This is a genomic window from Streptomyces sp. WZ.A104 (assembly GCF_002382885.1).
Lineage (GTDB): Bacteria > Actinomycetota > Actinomycetes > Streptomycetales > Streptomycetaceae > Streptomyces.
Window position 1 is genome coordinate 1 of sequence record NZ_NWVL01000002.1, and the last position, 15,102, is coordinate 15,102.

16 protein-coding genes and 2 pseudogenes are annotated in these 15,102 nt (G+C 72.1%); 9 read left to right on the plus strand and 9 right to left on the minus strand.

The genetic code is table 11. The annotated features are described in order from the left end of the window. Positions 1-106 precede the first annotated feature (106 nt). Positions 107-235: pseudogene (locus CIB93_RS38560) on the minus strand (serine protease); the annotation flags it as partial. 105 nt (positions 236-340) lie between these two features. Between CIB93_RS38560 and CIB93_RS01050 the strand changes: the two are divergent. Then, entirely contained in the window at positions 341-829 is a 489-nt protein-coding gene (locus CIB93_RS01050; protein ID WP_096623058.1) for a GNAT family N-acetyltransferase, read from the plus strand. A gap of 50 nt (positions 830-879) precedes the next feature. Here CIB93_RS01050 and CIB93_RS01055 read toward each other — a convergent pair whose 3' ends face one another. Beyond that, entirely contained in the window at positions 880-2,967 is a 2,088-nt protein-coding gene (locus tag CIB93_RS01055; RefSeq protein WP_096623060.1) for an MDR family MFS transporter, read from the minus strand. Between the two features lie 175 nt (positions 2,968-3,142). On the opposite strand from CIB93_RS01055, the gene CIB93_RS01060 reads away from it, so the two are divergent. Next, entirely contained in the window at positions 3,143-4,255 is a 1,113-nt protein-coding gene (locus CIB93_RS01060) for a peptidoglycan-binding protein (RefSeq protein WP_096623062.1), read from the plus strand. A 256-nt stretch (positions 4,256-4,511) separates the two neighbouring features. Next, the gene (locus CIB93_RS01065) at positions 4,512-5,174 is read left to right on the plus strand and encodes an HAD-IA family hydrolase (protein ID WP_096623064.1); all 663 of its coding nucleotides are present in this window, start codon (positions 4,512-4,514) and stop codon (positions 5,172-5,174) included. 16 nt (positions 5,175-5,190) lie between these two features. Here the strand turns inward: CIB93_RS01065 and CIB93_RS01070 are convergent, their stop codons facing one another. Continuing rightward, entirely contained in the window at positions 5,191-5,925 is a 735-nt protein-coding gene (locus tag CIB93_RS01070) for an ABC transporter permease (RefSeq protein ID WP_096623066.1), read from the minus strand. A 232-nt stretch (positions 5,926-6,157) separates the two neighbouring features. On the opposite strand from CIB93_RS01070, the gene CIB93_RS01075 reads away from it, so the two are divergent. The 3 genes from CIB93_RS01075 (at position 6,158) to CIB93_RS01090 (ending at position 9,340) form a co-directional block, all read left to right on the plus strand. Beyond that, positions 6,158-6,802 (plus strand): HNH endonuclease family protein, encoded by a 645-nt coding sequence (locus tag CIB93_RS01075; protein ID WP_096623068.1) that lies wholly within the window; start codon positions 6,158-6,160, stop codon positions 6,800-6,802. 84 nt (positions 6,803-6,886) lie between these two features. Further along, positions 6,887-8,800 carry an alkaline phosphatase D family protein gene (locus tag CIB93_RS01085; RefSeq protein ID WP_257001955.1) on the plus strand — a complete coding sequence of 638 codons (1,914 nt, stop codon included), beginning with the start codon at positions 6,887-6,889 and terminating at the stop codon, positions 8,798-8,800. 90 nt (positions 8,801-8,890) lie between these two features. Next, entirely contained in the window at positions 8,891-9,340 is a 450-nt protein-coding gene (locus tag CIB93_RS01090) for a DoxX family protein (protein ID WP_096623070.1), read from the plus strand. Between the two features lie 254 nt (positions 9,341-9,594). Here the strand turns inward: CIB93_RS01090 and CIB93_RS01095 are convergent, their stop codons facing one another. Further along, positions 9,595-10,356 carry a superoxide dismutase family protein gene (locus CIB93_RS01095; protein ID WP_096623385.1) on the minus strand — a complete coding sequence of 254 codons (762 nt, stop codon included), beginning with the start codon at positions 10,354-10,356 and terminating at the stop codon, positions 9,595-9,597. A 220-nt stretch (positions 10,357-10,576) separates the two neighbouring features. On the opposite strand from CIB93_RS01095, the gene CIB93_RS01100 reads away from it, so the two are divergent. After that, positions 10,577-11,494 (plus strand): DedA family protein, encoded by a 918-nt coding sequence (locus CIB93_RS01100; RefSeq protein ID WP_096623072.1) that lies wholly within the window; start codon positions 10,577-10,579, stop codon positions 11,492-11,494. 31 nt (positions 11,495-11,525) lie between these two features. On the opposite strand, the gene CIB93_RS01105 is transcribed toward CIB93_RS01100, so the two are convergent. From CIB93_RS01105 to CIB93_RS01120, 4 genes are all read right to left on the minus strand, one after another. Next, complete coding sequence (locus tag CIB93_RS01105; protein ID WP_096623074.1) at positions 11,526-11,750, minus strand: DUF2277 domain-containing protein; 225 nt, start codon at positions 11,748-11,750, stop codon at positions 11,526-11,528. Positions 11,751-11,874: 124 nt separating this feature from the next. Beyond that, positions 11,875-12,339, minus strand: coding sequence for a hypothetical protein (locus CIB93_RS01110; RefSeq protein WP_096623076.1), 465 nt, complete (start codon positions 12,337-12,339; stop codon positions 11,875-11,877). A gap of 171 nt (positions 12,340-12,510) precedes the next feature. Further along, complete coding sequence (locus tag CIB93_RS01115; RefSeq protein WP_096623078.1) at positions 12,511-12,855, minus strand: hypothetical protein; 345 nt, start codon at positions 12,853-12,855, stop codon at positions 12,511-12,513. 98 nt (positions 12,856-12,953) lie between these two features. Then, complete coding sequence (locus CIB93_RS01120) at positions 12,954-13,172, minus strand: hypothetical protein (RefSeq protein WP_096623080.1); 219 nt, start codon at positions 13,170-13,172, stop codon at positions 12,954-12,956. Between the two features lie 133 nt (positions 13,173-13,305). On the opposite strand from CIB93_RS01120, the gene CIB93_RS01125 reads away from it, so the two are divergent. After that, the gene (locus CIB93_RS01125) at positions 13,306-13,929 is read left to right on the plus strand and encodes a histidine phosphatase family protein (protein WP_096623082.1); all 624 of its coding nucleotides are present in this window, start codon (positions 13,306-13,308) and stop codon (positions 13,927-13,929) included. Between the two features lie 12 nt (positions 13,930-13,941). On the opposite strand, the pseudogene CIB93_RS01130 reads toward CIB93_RS01125, so the two are convergent. Further along, positions 13,942-14,388 (minus strand): annotated as a pseudogene (locus tag CIB93_RS01130) (inositol monophosphatase family protein); the annotation flags it as partial. Between the two features lie 279 nt (positions 14,389-14,667). Between CIB93_RS01130 and CIB93_RS01135 the strand changes: the two are divergent. Further along, entirely contained in the window at positions 14,668-15,099 is a 432-nt protein-coding gene (locus tag CIB93_RS01135) for a nuclear transport factor 2 family protein (RefSeq protein WP_096623084.1), read from the plus strand. The last annotated feature ends 3 nt before the right edge of the window (positions 15,100-15,102 follow it).

Here is a 15,102-nt window from a genome sequence, read left to right on the forward strand (position 1 = left end):
TCCTCGCGCTGGCCCGACGACGGGTCAACGTCCTGTGGGCCCTGATACGTGACGGACGGTGCTTCCAACGCGAACTCCCTGTCACGGTCGCGGCTTGACAACATCATTAGGAGGTGAGGAGCGGTACGTCGTCGGCCCCGCCCAGCACGACGATGCCGAAGGGCCGGTCGAAGGCGATGTGCCGGACCCGCCGCGGTCGCGGTGCGGCGCTTCCGGGGGCCATCGCGGCCACCGTCCGCCACCGTCGCGCTGTCGGCCGTCGCCCGCCCCCCCTTCACTGCTGCCCCCCCTGCACGCAATTGCGTCGCCGCACGGCTGTGCGCGAGCAAGAATGCCCCACATGACCTGGACCGTGACCACCGAACGATTCGACTCCCCCGACGCGACCGCGCTGCGCCGCGACTACTACGACGAGGTCGCGAGCCGCTATTGGCAGCGGCCCGCGACCGCCGAGGAGATCGCCGACGGTCTCACGGACGACGGCGCCGATCTGCTCACCCCGCCGACCGGGCAGTTCGTCGTCGGCCGCCACGAGGGCAAGGCCGCAGCCTGTGCCGGGCTGGTGCTGACGGAGGCCGCCGAGCCGGGGACGGCGGAGCTGACGCGGGTGTACGTGCGCCCGGCGTTCCGGGGTACGGGCGGCGGTGCGGTGCTGCTGGCCGCGGTCGAGGAGGCGGCGAGGGCGTTCGGCGTCCGGCTGCTGCGGCTGGATACCCGCACCGACCTGGTCGAGGCGCGCGGGCTGTACGCGAAGCACGGGTATCGGGAGGTGCCGGCGTTCCACCGCCGCACCCCGTACGCGGAGGTCTGGTTCGCCAAAGAGCTGTGATTCGCCGAGGAGCTGTGGGGGGGGAAGCCGCGCCCCGGCCCGCGCGCCGCTCAGGCGGACGGCGGGTGGGGACGGTCGTGGTGGCCGTGGCTCCAGTGGGCCTCGTGGTCGCGGGGAGGCTCCGGCGAGTGCGGGCGCTCCTCGCTCGAACCGCCGGCCTCCGCCGCCAGCTCGGCGACGAGTGCGACCAGGTCGGTGGGGCGCTCGGGCCCCCACCAGTCGCCCAGCAGTTCGGCGAGGGAGTCCTCACGGGCCTGGGAGAGCCGGACGACCGCCTCGCCCCCCGCGTCGGTGAGGATCATCTGCAGCCCCTCGCGACGGGCCAGTCCGCGTTCCTCCACCTGACGGGCCGCCTCGGTGATCACCCGCAGCGGTACGGGGGCCGTCTCGGCCAGCCGGGCGGGCTCGACCATGCCGTGCCGCTTGATCCTCAGCAGCAGCCAGCTGGAGGCGGGCAGCAGGTCGTACCCGGCGCGCGCGGTGATCTTCTCGTAGATCTCGCGGCGCCCCTCCCGGGTGGCGAGCACCGACAGGGCGCGGGCGCACTCGTCGTACGAGGAACGCTCCACGGGGTTGGACGCGAGGGTCTGGCTGGTGTCGGGAGCCGTCACCGAGCCCCGGAGCTTGTCCTCCCGGAGGAACCAGGCGAGGACGAAGGCGATGAGGACGACGGGTGCCGCGTACAGGAAGACGTCCGTGATGGAGGTGGAGTACGCGTCGAGGATCGAGGGGCGCAGGTCGGCCGGGAGCATCTGGATGGCCCGGGGGTCGGCCGCCAGCCGGTCGGCGTCGACGCCCGGCGGCAGGGAGCGGCCCGCGAGAGCGCTCTCCAGCTGGCCGGTGAGCCGGTTGGTGAAGACGGTGCCGAAGATGGCCACGCCGAAGGAGGCGCCGATGGAGCGGAAGAAGGTGGCTCCGGAGGTGGCGACACCCAGGTCCTGGTAGGAGACCGCGTTCTGCACGACGAGGACGAGGACCTGCATGACGAGGCCGAGTCCGGCGCCGAAGACGAAGAAGAAGACGCTCATCGCCCAGGTGGAGCTGGCCGGGTCCAGCCGGTGGAGCAGGAGCAGGCCGACGGCGGTGAGGGCGGTGCCCGCCAGCGGGAAGACCTTCCAGCGGCCGGTCCGGCTGACGATCTGCCCGGAGCCGGTCGAGGTGAGCAGCATGCCGAGGACCATCGGCAGCATGTGCACGCCGGACATGGTCGGCGTGATGCCGTGCACCACCTGGAGGAAGGTCGGCAGGTAGGTCATCGCGCCGAACATCGCGAAGCCGACGACGAAGCTGATCACGGCGACGAGGCTGAAGGTCCGAATCCGGAACAGCTTGAGCGGCAGCACCGGTTCGGCCGCCCGCCGCTCGGCGCCGACGAACGCGACGAGCAGGACGACGGCGAGCACCGCGAGCGCGATGATCCGCGCCGAACCCCAGGCCCAGGTCGTACCGCCGAGCGATGCGATGAGGACCAGGCAGGTGGCGACGGACGCGATGAGGAAGGTGCCCAGGTAGTCGATGGTGTGCTTCTCCCGGTGGACCGGGATGTGCAGCACGGCCGCGATGACGAGCAGGGCGACGACACCGATCGGCAGGTTGATGTAGAACACCCAGCGCCAGCTGAGGTGTTCGGTGAAGAACCCGCCCAACAGCGGCCCCAGGACGCTGGTCACACCGAAGACGGCACCGAACAGGCCCTGGTACTTGCCGCGTTCGCGGGGCGTGACGAGATCGCCGACGATCGCCATCGACAGCACCATGAGCCCGCCGCCGCCGAGCCCCTGGAGGGCGCGGAAGCCGATCAGCTGGGGCATGTTCTGGGCGATACCGCAGAGCGCGGAGCCGATGAGGAAGATGACGATCGCGGTCTGGAAGAGCTTCTTGCGGCCGTACTGGTCGCCGAGCTTGCCCCAGAGGGGGGTCGCCGCGGTCGCCGCCAGCATGTAGGCGGTGACCACCCAGGACAGATGGTCCATGCCGCCGAGTTCGCTGACGATGGTCGGCAGCGCCGTGGAGACGATGGTCTGATCGAGTGCCGCGAGCAGCATGCCGAGGAGCAGGGCGCCGATCGCCACCATGACGGTCCGCCGGGACTGTCCGTCGCCGGGGGCCAGCGGGGGCGGGCTCAGCTGCTGGGCCATGGGCGTCTCCTCGGTCCGCTGATCCGCTACTCCCCCATCCTGGCCGTTTTCCTCCGTTATGGCCTGTTGTGCCCTGCCAGGCGTCGGCAGGGCACCTGGGGGCTCCCGGCAGGGCATTGGGCTTCCCCGGAGCGGGCTGCATAATCGCAGGCAGCTCAAGGGGAGGGGACCCACGATGACCGGACAGGCATGCCCGGAGTGCGGGAGACGGACGACCGGGGAGCCCGGTACGGAACACCGGGTGCCGTGCCGGTGCGGCGCGGGCGTACGTCCGGCGCCGCTCACGGAGGAGGAGCAGCGGGCCGCCCGCACGGCGGAGATCGCGGCGGCCGAGGACTTCGACCCGCTGCGGATCAGGCCGTACGTGAAGCTGACGGACGACTCCTCGGCGCCGCCCGAGGACGTTCCGGGCGCCGCGGCCACCACCATGCCGCTGTTCCTGGACACCGAGGGACGGGCCACGGCGACGGAACCGCGTACCGATGCGCGTACGAATGCGGGTACCGCTATGGGTGCGGGCTTCGGTACGGACACGGGTGCGGGCACGGGCACGGGCACGGCTGCGGGCTTCGGCACGGATTCCGTGTCGGGCGAGAGCCGCCGGCGCACCACCCCCACTGCCATCTCCGCCACCATGAGCGCGGGCTACGACCCCGTGCAGCCGCGCCGCAGGCGCCCCTTCGCGGCCCTCGCCGTGGGGGCGGCCGTGGCCTCGGTGATCGGCACGGCAGCTTTCGCCGGGGGACTCTTCGGCGGCGACGGGAGCCAGGACGAGGCACTGCCGGAGGCGACCACGAGCGCCCCTGACACCGGGGGCGGACCGGCGGCGTCGGCGGCCCCGTCGCCCTCCGCGTCGGCGACCCCGTCCCGTACCGCCTCACCCTCGCCCGCCCCGCCCCCCTCACCGTCCGCGTCCGCGTCGCCGACGAGGAGCGAGGAGCCGACCCCGACCGCCACCGCCCCGGCGACGCCGACGGCGGGCACCCCGTCGGCCCCGGCGACGGGCAGTGCGACCCCGGGGCCACCGTCCGCCGCCCCGCCCGCGGACCTGGCCGGACCCTCGCTCCGGCGTGGCGACCGGGGCCCGGAGGTGGCCGAGCTGCAGAAGCGGCTCATGGAGGTGTGGCTCTACGGGGGCCCGCCGGACGCGCACTACTCGGACCGGGTGGAGAACGCCGTGACCGTCTACCAGTCGTACAAGCCGATCCAGGGGGACCCGGCAGGGGTGTACGGGCCGAACACGCGGCGCGCACTGGAGGCGGAGACGAGCGGACGGGGCCGCCGCTGACCGGCCGACCCCGGAGCGGCTGACCGGCCGGCTGCGGAGCGGGCGAAGCCCCCGGACCGCCATGAAGGCAGGGCCCCGGAGCGGAGTGGTGAAGACTCCCGGACCGGGTCGGACCGGGTCGGACCAGGCTGATTGGCTTTCCGGTCCAGGTTTTTGTATGTTCGTGGAACAAAGTAGCTCCCGCCCGCACTCCCTGACCGGCGGGCGGGGCTGCTCTTGTACCGCACCACCGTCCCCCGCGTCCTGGAGCCAGCCGATGTCGGCAACCGTCCTCACCGCACGAGCCCTCCTGCTGGACATGGACGGCACCCTCGTGAACTCCGACGCGGTGGTGGAGCGCTGCTGGCGCCGCTGGGCGATCAAGCACGGACTGGACCCCGAGGCCGCGCTGAAGGTGGTGCACGGCCGCCAGGGGTACGCCACGATGGCGGTCCTGCTTCCGGACCGCCCGGTGGAGGAGAACTACGCGGACAACCGGGCGATGCTCGCCGAGGAGACCGCCGACGTCGAGGGCGTCGTACCGATCGGCGGGGCGCCCGCGTTCATGGCCTCGATCGCCGATCTGCCGCACGCGCTGGTGACCTCCGCCGACGCCGCGCTCGCGACGGCCCGGATGGGCGCGGCCGCCCTGCCGATGCCCGCCGTCCGCGTCACCGCGGAGCAGGTCGGCGCGAGCAAGCCGGACCCCGAGGGCTTCCTCAAGGGCGCGGCGGAGCTGGGCTTCGACGCGGCGGACTGCATCGTGTTCGAGGACTCCGAGGCGGGTATCGCGGCGGGCCGGGCGGCCGGGATGCGCGTCGTGGGCGTGGGCCCGCGCGCTGCGGCCCTGGCGCCGGACGTACACGTCGAGGACCTGACGCGGGTACGGGTTCAGGCGGCGGGCGACGGCTCGATCCGCCTGCACATCAGCGAGGTCTGAGACCGCTCGGCAGCCGTCACCCCCGCCGCAGCCGCCCGCGGGCAACCAGCTCCAGCACCACCGCGACGGCCACCACCTGCACGGCCATCAGTGCCACCAGGACGAAGAGCTGCACGGCGCCCGCCTCCACGGGTGAGGCGCCGCCCAGCAGCATGCCCACGAACGCCCCCGGCAACGTGACGAGCCCGACCGTCCGGGTCTGGTCGAGACCCGGCAGCAACGCGTCCGACGCCGTCGGCCGGACGATCTCCAGCCGGGCGTCCCGGTCGAGCATCCCGAGCGCCATCCCCGCCTCCACCTCCCCGTAACGGGTGGCGAGTTCGTCCAGGGCGCGCCGCCCACCGAGCACGGTCGCGGTGAGCGCCCCGCCGATGAGGATGCCCGCGACCGGGATGAGGGCCAGACCCCGGACCGGGACGAGCCCCGTGAGCAGCAGGGCCCCGACCACGGGAAGCACGCCCGCCCCGATCGGCAGGGCCGCCCACCGCCAGGTGTGATTGCCGGTGATCCGGCGCCCGGCGGTCCACACGGCCACGGCGAACATCAGCACCACGAACCCGAGGAGCGGCGCCAGGGAGCGGGCCACCCAGCCGATGAGCAGGGAGACGGCGGCGAGTTGGACCGCAGCCCGCACGCCCGCGACGAGAATCTCGCGCGAGCGGCCGAGCGACGCCCACGCCGCGACGAGGGCGGCGAGGACCAGCAGGACGGCGAGGACGACTCCGAGGGTGGCCGAGACCGGAAGCAGCACGCGGCAACGATAAGCCGGTGACGAGAACACTCCGCCGCCCCGACAGAGGCGCGCCGGACACCCGTACCACCCTCCGCGCACCCCTTGCACACGCCTTGCACACCCCTTGATGTGACGTGAACATGTCGTCACCCTGTCACCTGACGCCCATCCCCGAGAAACCTGGCGTCGCCACGATGGCCGGGCTCCACCCACCGCCCGCCCAATCACCCCCCGCGTCAAGGGAGTTCGTATGTCCGGTGTCTACGCGCGTCGGCTCTCCGTCGTCGCCGCAACCGCAGCGCTCGCCGCCACATCCGCCCTGTTCACCGCCCCGTCCGCGCAGGCCGCCATGCCCACCCCGGTCAGCGCGGCGACCGCACGCACGTACCTCGGCCAGCTCACCGTCGGCGCGGAGGGCTCGTCCAGCGGCTACAGCCGGGACAAGTTCCCGCACTGGATCACCCAGTCGGGGACCTGCAACACCCGCGAGGTCGTCCTCAAGCGCGACGGCACGAACGTCCAGCAGAACGCCGCCTGCGCCGCGATCAGCGGCAGTTGGTACTCGCCGTACGACGGCGCCACCTGGAGCGCCGCGTCCGACGTGGACATCGACCACATGATCCCCCTCGCCGAGGCCTGGCGCTCCGGCGCGAGCAGCTGGACCACCACCCAACGCCGGTCGTTCGCGAACGACCTGACCCGCCCCCAGCTCATCGCGGTCACCGACAACGTCAACCAGTCCAAGGGCGACAGGGACCCGGCCGAGTGGATGCCGCCGCGCACGGCGTACAAGTGCACGTACGTCCGCGCCTGGGTCCACGTGAAGCACCACTACGGCCTGAGCGTGGACCAGGCCGAGAAGAGCGCCCTGCAGACGGCCCTGAACGGCTGCTGACGGCCCGCGGGCCCACCACCGGAACCCACGCCCCTCCCCGGTCGTTCAGCAGACACCCCTGACGCCGTCGCGAGGAGGCATCACATGGCGGGACTGCGTCTGGGTCCGCTGCTGCGGTACGTCGACTGGGAGTCCGGTTCCACCGCGACGGTCTGGGTCGAGGCCAGCCGTCCGTGCACGGTGAACGTCCGTTGCGCGGACGGCGCTTCGGGGGCGTCGCGGACCTTCGCGGTGGCCGGGCACCACTACGCCCTGGTGGTGGTGGAGGGGCTGACGCCCGGGTCCACGACGACGTACGAAGTGCTGATCGGGAACCGGCGCGTCTGGCCTCCCAAGGAGTCACGCCTCCCGCCGAGCACCATCACCACACCCCGGGCCACGACCACGGCGACGGGCACGGCCACAGCCACGGACACAGGCAGGGCCACGGACACGGGCAGGGCCAAGACCTCCGCCACGGGCACATGCACAGTCACGGACACGAGGGCGGGTACGGGCACCAACACGGGCACGGGCACGGACACCAGGGCCGACACAGGCACGAGGGTCGACACAGCACACGGCACAGCACACGGCACAGCGGCGGAACCGGCGGCCGGGGCGGAGGAGCCAGGCGTGCGGGTCTCGTTCGGCTCGTGCCGCTGGGCGGCAGCGCCCGGTGGCGGGCACGACCCCGCGGGACCGGACGCACTGGCCACCCTGGCCGCCCGGCTCGCCGCGGATCCGGCGGCCGAACGCCCCGACGTCCTGCTCCTCCTCGGCGATCAGGTGTACGCGGACAAGACCTCCCGGGCGACCCGGCGCAGGCTCGCCGCTCGCCGCGACCTGCGCGAGCCGCCGGGCGCGGAGGTCGCCGACTACGAGGAGTACACCTTCCTCTACGACGAATCGTGGCGGGCCCCGGAGGTGCGCTGGCTGCTCTCGACGGTTCCCAGCTGCATGATCTTCGACGATCACGACGTCATCGACGACTGGAACACCAGCTCCGTCTGGCAGGAGCGGATTCGCGCCACCTCCTGGTGGCACGAGCGGATCGTCAGCGGGCTCATGTCGTACTGGGTCCACCAGCATCTGGGCAATCTCTCCCCCGCCGAACTGGCCGCCGACCCCGTGTACACGGCGGTGCGGGCCTCGCCCGACGGCACCGAGGCGCTGCGCCGCTTCGCGGCCGAGACCAACGCCGACCCCACCCGCACCCGCTGGAGCTACCAGCGTGTTTTCGGCCGAGTACGGCTGCTGATGGTGGACACCCGCGCGGCCCGCGTCCTGGCCGAGCAGAAGCGCGCGATGCTCGACCCCGAAGAGGACCGCTGGCTACGGGACGCGGCTCTGGGCGACCCCGCTTCATACGATCACCTCCTGATCAGCAGCTCCCTGCCGTGGCTCCTGCCCCCGCTCGTCCACGACGCGGAACGCTGGAGCGCCGCCCTGTGCGCCGGCGTGCGCGGGGAGCGCTGGGCCCGGTTCGGCGAGAAGCTGCGCCGGGCGTCGGACCTGGAGCATTGGGCCGCCTTCCCGGATTCCTTCGACCGGTTCACGGAACTGCTGCGGAAGGCCGGGAGCGGGCCGGACGCCCCGGCGACGGTATGCGTGCTCTCGGGCGATGTGCACCACGCCTACATCGCCGAGCCCCGATGGTCCGCCACCGGCGCCGCGAGCGCACCACGGGCCCGCGTCCTCCAGCTGACCTGCTCCCCCACGCACAACGCGGTCCCCCGCCCGCTCCGCGCCGCCTTCCGCTTCGGCTGGAGCCGGACGGGCCGGCGCCTCGGCGGCCTGCTGGCACGCCACGGCCGTACGCAAGCGTCGCCGGTGACCTGGAGCAGAGCCAGTGGCCCCTGGTTCGGTAACCAGCTCATGACGCTGACGTTGCGTGGCCGGAAGTCTGCGCTGGCATTGGCACAGGCCACAGCAGGCAGACGAGGAGCCCAGCTGGAAACGGTTCTTGAGCGTTCACTCACCCCTGAGGATGGGTCGACTTTCAGCCACTCGCCATAATGTTGAAGTTGCAAGTACTAGTGAGGTTTCCCTAACCTGAGGCATCCAGTCGGTTCCCGTCCCCACCTCGACCGAAGGAGCCCGCCCCCCATGCTCATCCGCCTGAACCATGCCCAGCCCTACGCGCTCAGCCTCTTCCGCTTCGTGATCGGCCTGCTCTTCGCCTGCCACGGCGCCTCCTCGCTCTTCGGAGTGCTCGGCGGCAACCAGGTGGAGACCGGCGCCTGGCCCGGCTGGTACGCCGCCCTGATCCAGCTGGTCTGCGGCGTTCTCGTCGCCCTCGGCCTCGGTACCCGCGCCGCCGCCTTCCTCGCCTCGGGCTCGATGGCCTACGCCTACTTCAAGGTGCATCAGCCCGACGGGCTGATGCCGATCGAGAACGGCGGCGGACTGTCGGCGCTGTTCTGCTGGGCGTTCCTGCTCCTGGTCTTCACCGGACCTGGCGCCGTGGCAGTGGATCGCCTCTTCGGCGCGCGGAGCGCCGAGGATCCGTCCGGGGACGCGTCCCGACGCGAAGACGCCTCGGCCGTCACGGCCTGACCCGCCGTCAGGCCCCACCGCGCGCCTGACGGCCCGATACGACGGTGGCCCTCACCTCCTGCCCCAGAGGTGAGGGTCATCGGCGTACAGCGGGTAGACCAGGCACAGCAGAGACCGCGAAGTAGAGATGAGACCCGCGGGTACAACGGGCACAGCGGGCACACCCAGGCACATCCAGGCACATCCAGGCACACCCAGGAACACCCAGGAACACCCAGGCACATCGGAACGCTCAGACCCCTTCAGGCCCGCCCTCAGCCTCGCCTCATGGGACCGAACGGCACCGTGAAGCAGGCCGCCCGCTCCCCCGCACCACCCTGTCGGTCGTGAATGATCACCGATCCCGCTCCGCCCTCGCGGAATCCCCAGCGGTGCCGGGCCCCGGCCCGCCCGGCACCGTCCGCGTCGGTCCGGAAGTCCAGCCACACCTCGTTGACCGGGTCCGCCGTCGCCGACGGACGGTGCTGGTAGTGCGGCCCGGCCGCGGCGGGATCGGCGCCGCACGGGGAGGTGTGCACGTGCATCCCGTACGCACGGTTCGGCACGAGCCCCCGCAGCCGGGCGGTGACCCGGGTGCCGGCCCCGTCCGCGTACTCCATGACCTCGATCCGCGCGCCCGCCGGCACCAGAACGGTGTCGTACGTCAGGGCCTCGGACGGGACGAAGGAGCCGGGCGGCGAGAACACTCCCGCGGCCCGCATCCAGAAGCCGCCGCCCCGCGTGACGGCCTCGTCGGAGGGACCCGGGTCGCCGCCGGCCGGGACCGCCGCCGCGGGCCCCGTCGCATGGGCGCCATGCGCGCCGGACGCTCCGTCATCGCCCGCACCGTGGGCGACGCCGAACCCACCGGCCAGCGCCAGCAGGGCCAACGCCCCCGCCAGCACGGCGGGGGCCCGCAGAACGCCCCGAGCCCCCGGCACCCCCGGCAACGCACCGCCCACCCGCGATGCCGCCCTCCGCACACCTGAATTCGAGTGCGCCGCCCCGCTCCCCGTCCGTACGATCCATGCCGTCATGTGCTCCGTCTGCTTCATGTGCTGTACTGCTCCTCGCTCGCGCCGGCCACTCCCCCCGCATAACGGCACAAGGCCCGCCAGGTGTACGTGAGGTGCACAACATCACCCGCCCTGGTCGATGGCCGGAGAACCCTCACGCGTACGCTGTACAGCTGAACCTGCCGCCCCTGCCGCTCCCCTGCGACGTCGCGGCGTTGACACGACCGGGGAGTAGTAGACGGTGCTAGAGAGTGTGGGCGCGCTGACCAGCAGCCCATGGATCTACGCGGTGGTCGCCCTCTCCGTACTCCTGGACGTTTTCCTCCCTCTGCTGCCCAGCGGCGTACTCGTGATCACGGCCGCCACGGCGACCGCCGCGGGCTCCACCACCGTCAGCGGCGCCGGGGAGGGCACCTCCGGGCAGGTGCCCTCGCTGATCGTGCTGATCCTCTGCGCGACCACCGCTTCGGTGCTCGGTGACCTCGTCGCGTACCGGCTCGCCTGGCGCGGGGGCGACCGGCTGGACCGGGCCATCGCCCGCTCGCGACGCCTCACCACCGCGCAGGAACGTCTCGGCGCAGCGCTGAGCCGGGGCGGCGGGGCACTCGTCGTCATCGCCCGGTTCGCTCCGGCGGGCCGGTCCGTGGTCTCCCTGGGCGCGGGCGCCGCGCGCCGCAGGGTGCGGGACTTCCTGCCCTGGTCCGCACTGGCAGGCCTGGCCTGGGCCTGCTACAGCGTGGGGCTCGGCTACTTCGGCGGCCGGTGGCTGGGCTCGACCTGGTTCGGCACGGCGGTTTCCGTGCTGGCCCTGTTCATGGCGGGTGCGCTGGCCGCGTTCGTGGTCAAGCGCCCGACGGTGGCGCGGGCCACCGCGGAGACGGGGGCAGCGGGGGCTGTGAAATCCCTGACGGCCGAGGGGACGGCTCCACCACCGTCACCGAAGGCGGCGAACGCTTCGAAGACGGCGAACGCGGCGAAGGCAGCAGAATCACCAGAGGCGGTGCGAGCGCCGAACGCCCTCGCCCCGAAGGCAACTCCCACTGCGGCCGTGCCCGCGCCCCCGTCCCAGGTCTCCGTACCGACGCCCGCGTCCGCCCCGGCCCCCGGCCCCGTGACCGTACCGACCCAGGTATCGGCACCGACGCCTGTCACCCCCTGAGCGGCGGCCGCCCGGTCCCGGACTTCGTCTCTCAGCGGCGGGCCGCCGCCCCGCGTATCTCCAAACCATCGAGCAGCTTCATCGTCGCTGCGGTGATCTCGTCGACGGCGCGGTCGAAGACTTCCCGGTTGTGCGCGGCGGGCGCGCGGAACCCGGAGACCTTGCGTACGTACTGAAGGGCGGCGGCCCGCATGTCCTCCTCGGTGGCCTCTTCGGGGAGGGCGGGTGGGCGGAGCGTCTTGATGCTGCGGCACATGTCTCCAGTGTGGACCGCACCACTGACAACGGACACCGGACACTGAACGCCCGGGCACCGGACACTGAACGGCCGGGACACCGGACGCCTGCCACCCCGCCCACCGGCCCCCGGCCGGACAGGTTCAGCCGTTCCGGACCGAGTCACTCGGATTCGACCGGTCCGTGCACAGGGCCCAGATGACGAAGACGTCGATGGCGATGGTGACGAGGGCCCAGACCGGCGTGTACGGCAGCCACATGAAGTTGGCGATCAGGTTCAGCGCGGCGAGCACGATGCCCACGCCCCGGGCCCAGGTGGCGCCCGAAAGGATGCCCCAGCCCACGAAGATGAGGATCACGCCGAGGACGAGGTGGATCCAGCCCCACGAAGTCACGTCGAACTTGAAAACGTAGTCGTTGATCCGCGTGTACACGTCGTTGGAGGCGATCCCCGCGATGCCCTTCAGCACTCCGAGGATGCCGTCCACGAGGAGGAGGACACCGGCGAACACCGTTCCCCCCGCCGCCCACGCACTGCCGGACCCTCCGGCCGGGCGCGGGTCGGCGGGGCGCGAGGTCCCGGGGGTGGGCTCACTGGGCTGCGACATGAGGACTCCTTAACCGGAACAGGCGCGGGCGCCTGCTGTCCTGATCTGCCCTGGTGGTGCGTGCAGATCAGCTCCGACGTTCCTCCCGGCCCCAGGGGGCAGCCACCTGGATACACCCGTACGGGTGTATCCAGGTGGCTGCCCCCTGGATACACCCGTACGGGTGATACGTCACGGCGCATTGACCTGGACGATGCGCCCCTGGGCGTCGACGGTGAGGGCTACGCGCTCCACGCGGTTGACCAGGGAGACCCCGGCCCAGACAAGCCCCCAGACCAGGCACGAGAAGACGGTGAGGATGGCGTGCAGCACATGGTTCACCGGCTGCCCGCGCACCAGCACCACCTGGCTCCCGGACCGCGACTCGACCCGCCAGCCGCCGGCGATGCGCCGGCTCACCACCCAGTCCAGGATCAGCGCGCGCTGCGCGGCATCGGGGGGCTCACCCGCGGCGGCGTAATAGCCGGGAGGCGGCTCGATCGATGCGCTCTCGGGCGCCGTTCGACGACGCTTCACGGGACCACCCCCATGTGTCGCCTCACGGGACCACCCCTAGGTTTCGCCTCACGGGACCCGCACGTGACGCACCGCATCCCACGTGTCACGTCAAGGGATCATCCCCACGTATCGAGATCACCGCCGCGCCATTCGATCAGCTCGGGCCGGTCCAGCTCGACGGCCTCGTCCGGCCCCGGAGCAAGCCCCGCGGCCCGCAGCATTGCGGCCACCTCACCCCGTCCGTGCGCCAGCCCCACGATCTGCCCGCGCACGGTCACCCGCCGCCCCCCGGTCGTGGACGGCGGGTGAACGATGACAGGCGGGTGCTCGGCCATGCCTCCACGGTGCCCCGACGACTGCGCGCGCGCATCCCGGGAGGCGGGAACGCGTACGGAACCGGGCTGGAACAACCCGGCGTCCACCCTTTCGTACGATCATGAAATCCGACGCCCGACGGAGGACGCGCCGATGACGGCAACTGCTGCCCGCTACCTGTACATCACGCGTCACGGTGAGGCGTCGTCGGACGAGAGCGCGTTGACGGAGAACGGCCGCCGCCAGGCCGCGCTGCTCGGGGATCGGCTCGGCAGGGTGCCCCTCACGGCAGTCCACCACGGCCCGCTTGCCCGCGCGGAGCAGACGGCACGGCTGATCGGCGAGCAGCTCACCAACGTACCGCTGCTGCGGTCCGAAGCCGCCGGCGACTACATCCCTCACCTACCCCGCCGCGAGGAGTTGCCCCCGGAGTCGGCGGACGCGACGCTCGCACGCCTGGCGGGTTTCCCGGCGGAGGAACGCGAGAAGGGCCCGGAGCTGGCCGAGGAGGCCCTGGCACGGTTCACCGGCCCGGTGGAGGGGGACGAGCCCCGCCACCATCTCCTCGTCACCCACAACTTCCTGGTCGGCTGGCTCGTACGGGCAGCGCTCGACGCCCCGAAGTGGCGCTGGCTGGGCATCAATCACGCCAACGCGGCGCTGACCGTCATTCGTTACGCCCCCGACCGCCCGGCGTCCGTCCTCCTGTTCAACGACACCGGCCACCTCCCGAGGGACCTGCGCTGGACCGGCTTCCCGCCCGAACTGCACGTCTGAGAACTGCACTCGTCAGCTACGGATCATCGACAGGAGCGACGCGTGCGTCTCGGCGTCCGCAGCGGCGACGAGGCCGCGGCCCGCCGGCCCGAGCGGAGCCCCGTCGACTCCGGTGACGACGCATCCAGCAGCCCGGCAGAGGGCGATGCCCGCGGCGAAGTGCACGCTCTCGCGCAGGTCACCGCCGTCGGTGACGTACGCGGCACGCTTGCCCGCCGCGACCCAGGCGAGCGCGAGGGTGGTGGACACGACCCGGGGACGGAAGCGCTCGACGAAGGCGGGGTGGGCGAGCAGGTCCACGGCCCTGAACCCCGGCGCGCCAGGAAAGGGCGGATCCAGGTTCGCATCCACAAGCCGGTTGTCCGAGGCAGGCACCAAGACCTCGCCGCCGTCGCCCGCCCCCTCGTCCCCCTGCCGCCGAAGCCGGGCGGCCGTGCCATCGGTGAAGAAGACCTCACCCCCGCATCCCGGGCACTGGGAGCGGCAACCATGGTCGTACGTCCATCAGCCTCCGGAAACCGCCCACGAGCGGCATCGTCCAGCATCTCCGGCCAGGGTCTGCCCCATGAAGTGCCCTTTCGCTGCACGTCATCCGCTTCCATCATCGTGAGCACAGCCCGGCCCCGCCGCCCCATTACCTCGGGAGTAATCGACGCGCCGCCCCGCCCCCCGGCAGCATCGACCACCAACGAGGGAAACCCCACCGACAAGAGGCACACCAACAGCAAGGAGGCCCGCATGCCCACCGCATCCCCCGCCGACGCCACCCGGGCGGTCGTCCAGAAGTTCCTCGCCGCCCGACTGGCCGGAGACACCGAGGCGCTCACCGCGCTCTTCGCCGACGAGGTCGACTGGCAGCTGGCCGACAACCCGACAGTCCCCTGGATCCGCCCACGCTCCACGCCCGCCGAATGTGCGGCCCAGTTCGGGGAGTTGATGGAGCATACGGTCCCCGAGGAGGCCCGGGCCTCCGTCGGCACCTTCCTCGTGGACGGCGCCGACGCCGTACTGATGGGGCACCTGTCGGGGACCGTACGCGCGACGGGCAGATCCTTCGAGGGCCCGTTCGCGCTGCGGCTCACCGTCGAGAACGGCCGGATCACCCGGCACCACCTCTACGAGAACAGCCTGTCGATCGCGGAGGCGGTGAGCGACCGGAAGGCCGGTTGACCA

What these genes read in the sequence shown, in the direction of transcription:
- CIB93_RS01085 (WP_257001955.1), top strand. Translation starts at nt 6,887, where the DNA reads ATGGCGGGACTGCGTCTGGGTCCGCTGCTGCGGTACGTCGACTGGGAG.
- CIB93_RS01095 (WP_096623385.1), bottom strand. Translation starts at nt 10,356, where the DNA reads ATGACGGCATGGATCGTACGGACGGGGAGCGGGGCGGCGCACTCGAAT.
- CIB93_RS01125 (WP_096623082.1), top strand. Translation starts at nt 13,306, where the DNA reads ATGACGGCAACTGCTGCCCGCTACCTGTACATCACGCGTCACGGTGAG.
- CIB93_RS01135 (WP_096623084.1), top strand. Translation starts at nt 14,668, where the DNA reads ATGCCCACCGCATCCCCCGCCGACGCCACCCGGGCGGTCGTCCAGAAG.
- CIB93_RS01120 (WP_096623080.1), bottom strand. Translation starts at nt 13,172, where the DNA reads ATGGCCGAGCACCCGCCTGTCATCGTTCACCCGCCGTCCACGACCGGG.
- CIB93_RS01075 (WP_096623068.1), top strand. Translation starts at nt 6,158, where the DNA reads ATGTCCGGTGTCTACGCGCGTCGGCTCTCCGTCGTCGCCGCAACCGCA.
- CIB93_RS01090 (WP_096623070.1), top strand. Translation starts at nt 8,891, where the DNA reads ATGCTCATCCGCCTGAACCATGCCCAGCCCTACGCGCTCAGCCTCTTC.
- CIB93_RS01055 (WP_096623060.1), bottom strand. Translation starts at nt 2,967, where the DNA reads ATGGCCCAGCAGCTGAGCCCGCCCCCGCTGGCCCCCGGCGACGGACAG.
- CIB93_RS01060 (WP_096623062.1), top strand. Translation starts at nt 3,143, where the DNA reads ATGACCGGACAGGCATGCCCGGAGTGCGGGAGACGGACGACCGGGGAG.
- CIB93_RS01110 (WP_096623076.1), bottom strand. Translation starts at nt 12,339, where the DNA reads ATGTCGCAGCCCAGTGAGCCCACCCCCGGGACCTCGCGCCCCGCCGAC.
- CIB93_RS01050 (WP_096623058.1), top strand. Translation starts at nt 341, where the DNA reads ATGACCTGGACCGTGACCACCGAACGATTCGACTCCCCCGACGCGACC.
- CIB93_RS01105 (WP_096623074.1), bottom strand. Translation starts at nt 11,750, where the DNA reads ATGTGCCGCAGCATCAAGACGCTCCGCCCACCCGCCCTCCCCGAAGAG.
- CIB93_RS01065 (WP_096623064.1), top strand. Translation starts at nt 4,512, where the DNA reads ATGTCGGCAACCGTCCTCACCGCACGAGCCCTCCTGCTGGACATGGAC.